Source organism: Mesorhizobium sp. M4A.F.Ca.ET.090.04.2.1, from assembly GCF_003999085.1.
Classification (GTDB): Bacteria; Pseudomonadota; Alphaproteobacteria; order Rhizobiales; family Rhizobiaceae; genus Mesorhizobium.
In genome coordinates, this window is the sequence record NZ_RZOT01000578.1 from 1 (window position 1) to 3660 (window position 3660).

Annotated in this window: 5 protein-coding genes; all 5 read right to left on the minus strand. The window is 64.4% G+C overall.

What is annotated here, in order from left to right:
- On the minus strand, window positions 1-412 hold a 412-nt coding region (locus EN781_RS28445; protein WP_145965677.1), incomplete at its 3' end, for an FAD-dependent oxidoreductase.
- A gap of 82 nt (window positions 413-494) precedes the next feature.
- On the minus strand, window positions 495-659 hold the full coding sequence (locus EN781_RS28450; RefSeq protein ID WP_127400551.1) for a DUF3309 family protein: 165 nt from the start codon (window positions 657-659) through the stop codon (window positions 495-497).
- 176 nt (window positions 660-835) lie between these two features.
- On the minus strand, window positions 836-1987 hold the full coding sequence (locus EN781_RS28455) for an alcohol dehydrogenase family protein (RefSeq protein ID WP_126056202.1): 1152 nt from the start codon (window positions 1985-1987) through the stop codon (window positions 836-838).
- A gap of 8 nt (window positions 1988-1995) precedes the next feature.
- Window positions 1996-3375: an aspartate aminotransferase family protein gene (locus EN781_RS28460; RefSeq protein WP_126056201.1), complete on the minus strand. Its 1380-nt coding sequence runs from the start codon at window positions 3373-3375 to the stop codon at window positions 1996-1998.
- Window positions 3376-3411: 36 nt separating this feature from the next.
- Window positions 3412-3660, minus strand: a 249-nt coding sequence (locus EN781_RS28465; RefSeq protein WP_127400552.1) for an aldehyde dehydrogenase family protein, incomplete at its 5' end; no start/stop codon positions are given.

A 3660-nucleotide genomic window follows, 5' to 3' on the forward strand; every position in this document is an offset into this window, starting at 1 on the left:
GACAGTTGCCCGCCAGATAGAGTGAAGGCGGGTTGGCGAGGGTGCAGTCGATGCCGAGTTCGGCGATCCGCCCGCGAAGGTTGATCACCGCCAAGCGCGAGCGCCGCCATGCGCGCGCGGCGTCGAGCTTGCCCTTGATGGCGGAAAGTTTGACCAGCGGTTGATCAAGTTCGAACTGCACCAGCGCCGTCGTCGCCGAGGTTGATCCGAGAACCGGGCCGCGTCGATCGATGCACATCACTTCATGGCCCGCACGCGTCAGCGCCTCCGCCATCATGGCGCCGCTGATGCCCATGCCGACGACCAGCACTTCGCTCTTTACGTCTCGTGTCAGCTTTCCCACTCGGACGGGCGGCGCGCGATAGGCGAACCAGACCGGCCGGCCGCTTCTGAGGTCGAGTTTGCGGCCCAATGCTCCCTCTGCGGTCGCCATCGCCAATTGCCCGCCGATCCCTGCTCGATCAGCGGGCAACGCTATGTCTGCCTCAGCGGCGCTAGAGGAGGCCGAGCACAACCAGGATGATGACGATCAGCAATACCAACCCAAGGCCGCCGCCGCCGTAATAACCGGTGCCGTAAAACGGACCGCCGCCGAGGCCGCTGAAGCCGCCAAGCAAAACAAGAATTAGCAGAACTATCAGAATTGTGCCGAGACCCATGGAACTCTCCCGTTCGCCCTGTCGTGCATCCTGCAAAAGAGCTGCTGGTTGATCAGACTATCAACTCGAAAACAGCGCTACTGTTCCCGGGAGGACTGATTACCTTGGGTTTGTCTGTTGTCGCCTCGTTGCGCTGAGGTAGAGAATGGCGTCAGCTGCGATGACTCAAGATGGCACTATTCAATTGCAATTTGAGCTGATCTCGGTTCGGTCCCCGACCAGTTATCTTCGCCGCGGTTCCACATCGCGTCCGGCACCACGACAAGCTTGCCGACAAAGTCCTTCGCCACGAAATCCGTCTGCGCGCGGTGGAAGTCAGACAGTTTGTAGACGCCACCGACCAGCGGCCGAATCTTTTTGTCTTCGATGTAGCGGACGATGCGGCGAAAATCCGCCCGCGTGCCCTGGCTCGAGCCGTGCAGCTGCAGCTGCTTCAGGTACATGGTACGGAGATCCAACTGCACCACTGGACCGGCGATAGCGCCAGCCGTGGTGTAGCGCCCCTCGGGCCGCAGGATGCGCAACAGGTCGTTGAAGATGGCGCCGCCGACAAGGTCGGCGACCACGTCGATCGGTTTTCCGCCCGTCGCTTCGCTAACGGCGGCCGGCAGGTCGGCCACCCCGCGCGTGATCACCTTTTCGGCGCCGATATCGAGCACCGCCTGCTCCTTGCCCTTGCCGACAATGGCATAGGGGATGGCGCCGCGCGCCCGCGCCAACTGCACGATACCCGAGCCGACGCCGCCGGAAGCGCCGGTGACCAGCACAAGTTCGCCGGCTTTCAGTGCCGCGCGCTCCAGCATCTGCTCGCCGGTCAGATATGCGCAGCAGAAGGTGGCGAGCTCGACGTCGCTCATATAGGTGTCGACGACATGCGCGTTCTCGGCCGGCAAGGTCTGATACTCGGCGTAACCGCCGTCGCGGCCATGGCCCATATAGTCGATGTCGGCCAGCGAATTGTCGTCGCGGTTGTAGATGGAAAAGTCGACCATCACCCGCTCGCCGATACGGTCGGGCGAGACGCCGTCGCCGACGGCGGCGATGGTCCCCACCGTGTCGGTGCCCTGGATGCGCGGGAAAACAAGCGTGTTGCCCTGCCGGCGCCAGGTCGACACCGCCGCCGCGTCCTCTTCCGTGCCATAGGCGCCCTGCCGCACCCAGACGTCGGTGTTGTTCATGCCGCAGGCGCTGACCTGGACCAGCACCTCGCCGGCAGCCGGCCAAGGCACCTTGACGTCGGTGCGGTAGACGAGCTTTTCCGGACCGCCATGGCCGGTGAGCTGGACCGCGGCCATTGTGGCCGGAATGGTTCTGGTCACGGCATTCATCCCCCGTCTCAGAGGCTGGCAAACACGGCGTTCACCGCGTCCGCTGTCTTCGCCACCACCGTGTCGGCTTCCTCGCGCGTCAGGCAGAGCGGCGGCGCGAAGCCGAGGATGTCGCCCTGCGGCATGGCGCGGCCGAGGACGCCGCTTGCGGCGAGTGCCGTGGCGATCTGCGGCCCCACTTTCAGCGCCGGATCGAAGAAGGCGCGGTCGTCGCGGTCCTTGACGAATTCGATCGCCGCCAGCATCCCGTCGCCACGCACCTCCCCGACATGTTTGTGGCCGCCGACCGCCTTGGCAAGCTCGGCGCGGAAATAGGCGCCGGTCTCGCCGGCGTTCCTGACCAGGTCCATCTCGTCGATCAGTTCGAGATTGGCGACGCCCGCGGCAACGCAGATCGGATGCGCCGAATAGGTCCAGCCATGGCCGAGCGAGCCGAGCTTGTCGGAGCCTTTGACCAGCACCTGCCAGACCTTGTCGGAGACGATGACGCCGGAAAGCGGCGCATAGGCAGAGGTCAGGCCCTTGGCGATGGTGATTAGGTCCGGCTTGATACCGTAATGGTGGGAGCCGAACATCGTGCCGAGCCTGCCGAAGCCGGTCACCACCTCGTCGGCGACGAGCAGCACGTCGTACTTCTTCAGCACCGCCTGGATCTTTTCCCAGTAACCGGCCGGCGGCGGCACGATGCCGCCGGTGCCGAGGATCGGCTCGCCGATGAGGGCCGCGACCGTCTCCGGACCTTCGGCGAGGATCATTTCTTCCAGCTTGTCGGCGCAATATTGCGAGAATTGCTCCTCGCTCTGCGAGCGGTCGGCGCGGCGGAAGTAATAGGGCGCCTCGGTGTGCAGGATCGGCGCGCGCGGCAGGTCGAAGGCGTTGTGGAACAGGTCGAGCCCGGTCAGCGAGCCCGTCATCACGCCCGAGCCGTGATAGCCGCGCCAGCGCGAGATGATCTTCTTCTTCTCCGGCCGGCCGAGCACGTTGTTGTAGTACCAGATCAGCTTGATGTTGGTCTCGTTGGCGTCCGAGCCGGAGAGCCCGAAATACACCCTCGACATGCCCTCGGGCGCACGGTCGACGATCATCTTGGCGAGCGTGATCGAGGCCTCGGTGCCGTGGCCGACATAGGCGTGGTAGTAGGCGAGGCTCTTTGCCTGGGTGGCAATGGCATCGGCGATCTTCTGGCGGCCATAACCGACATTGACGCAATAGAGCCCGGCGAAGGCGTCGATGCTTTTCTTGCCATTGTTGTCCCAGACGGTGACGCCCTCACCGCCGGCCATGACGCGCGCCGGTGACTCGCCCCGCGCATGCGTGCCCATATGCGTCGAGGGATGGAAGAAGTGGTCACGGTCCCAGGCTGAGAGTTCGTTGGATTGTTCAAGCATCTTTTTCACTCCTTGAGGACGGCGGTCCGGGCGGTCCTAGGCCACATCGAGACACAGGTATTTTAGGTCGGTAAAGGCCTCTGATCCGTGGCGCGAGCCTTCGCGGCCGATGCCGGACTGCTTGACGCCGCCGAACGGGATCGGCGCGCCGGTGATCTTCACCCGGTTGATGGCGACCATGCCGTAATCCAGCGCGCGGCCCATGCGCGCCTGCCGGGCGCCGCTTTCGGTCACGACATAGGCGACGAGCCCATATTCGGTAGCGTTGGCGCGGGCGACGACCTC